This is a genomic window from Mucilaginibacter sp. P2_A4 (genome assembly GCF_056405015.1).
The window spans coordinates 1-1181 of the sequence record NZ_JBFUCX010000035.1 but is presented as its reverse complement, the minus strand read 5'-3'; the positions used below and the strand labels follow the sequence as shown (position 1 = coordinate 1181).

The window sequence follows — 1181 nt, the reverse complement described above, 5'->3', positions numbered from 1 at the left end:
GGATTATGCAGAAGCGGGTGGTGAACGCTATTTGTACACCAATAAAACGCTTCGTTATATGACCGCCAACCTTTCATGGTTTGCCAAGCTGCTGGCAGCGAATCCAATCGGCACCAATTTACTGGAGGAAGATAAAAAAGCGGAAGCAGAAAGCGATAAAGAAGAAAACAACTAATCTTCACTGGACCGTATATGTTATAAACACATTTTTTGCTGGCAAATCGGCCAAAGCTTACATTCCTGAAGCATTCTTTATCATATCTTTTTTTCATCAGAAAACCGCCTTTTTTGAGTATCTTTTTATGAGTATTATATATTAAAGAAAATAAACATGGCAAACTCTCGGTGATATGCGGATCATCAAGCAAAAGCTGCTCGGCTAAATCTACCCAGATGAATTAGTCGATATCATCAATCCCTCGTTAATATATGTTAAAACTTTTTCATATATTCTTTTATCACCATCGGTCATAGCAGACAGTAACAATTGCTTTTTCAAAAGGTATTCCAATGCATGTTTTTTATCATATTGCAATACCCATCTTATGTTATCGATTATATCACAGTATTTAACTGTCTGGGCAGCAGGACTGATACAGATTAGGCGTCGTGCTTCCTTTGCTTTTCGTTCCGTTTTACTTAGATTCGGATAGGCGTTTGAGGTAAATACATCTGTCAGTTCCACTACGCAGGTTGTAATGCCTCCCGCTTCTGAATCGGTATAACCGAACCCGGTCAAAGCTTCCAATAATTCATTTTCGGTAGTTGATGTATCTTCCAAAAGATCGTGACAGAGACCGATCTCATAACCCATGTTAATTACCGACTGGGCCATTTTTGCTACAGCAGCCAGGTGATTAAAATAAGGCTCACCGCTTCGTTTGATCAAATGGCCTTTGTATTTTAACTTAACCCAGCGTATTAATAATTCTGCAGGTGTCATTTGAGCTTATCCAGTTTAAAATAACCCAGGTGAATTTCATCCTCCTGTAATTCTGCCACCTCGCTGATTGCAAGCCGGTATTTTTCTTTAAATGCAGATAAGAGCAATTCTTCGATCTGGTAGATGTCGTCGACATCAACCCCATACTTTTCATCAATATGAGCTGTAGCGACGCCTTTTAAGGAATTAGTTTTAAAAAAGACGCTTTTCCTGGCGGCTTGAATAGCCAATATACGAC

General features: G+C 39.1%; 1 protein-coding gene and 1 pseudogene. Both read right to left on the bottom strand.

Features of this window, described 5'->3' with window-relative positions; translation table 11 throughout:
- Nucleotides 1-385: 385 nt before the first annotated feature.
- Nucleotides 386-943 (bottom strand): hypothetical protein, encoded by a 558-nt coding sequence (locus AC1DYB_RS30375; protein ID WP_477440696.1) that lies wholly within the window; start codon nt 941-943, stop codon nt 386-388.
- Nucleotides 940-1181, bottom strand: a pseudogene (locus AC1DYB_RS30370) (DUF1543 domain-containing protein); the annotation flags it as partial. The pseudogene AC1DYB_RS30370 and the gene AC1DYB_RS30375, both read right to left, overlap by 4 nt.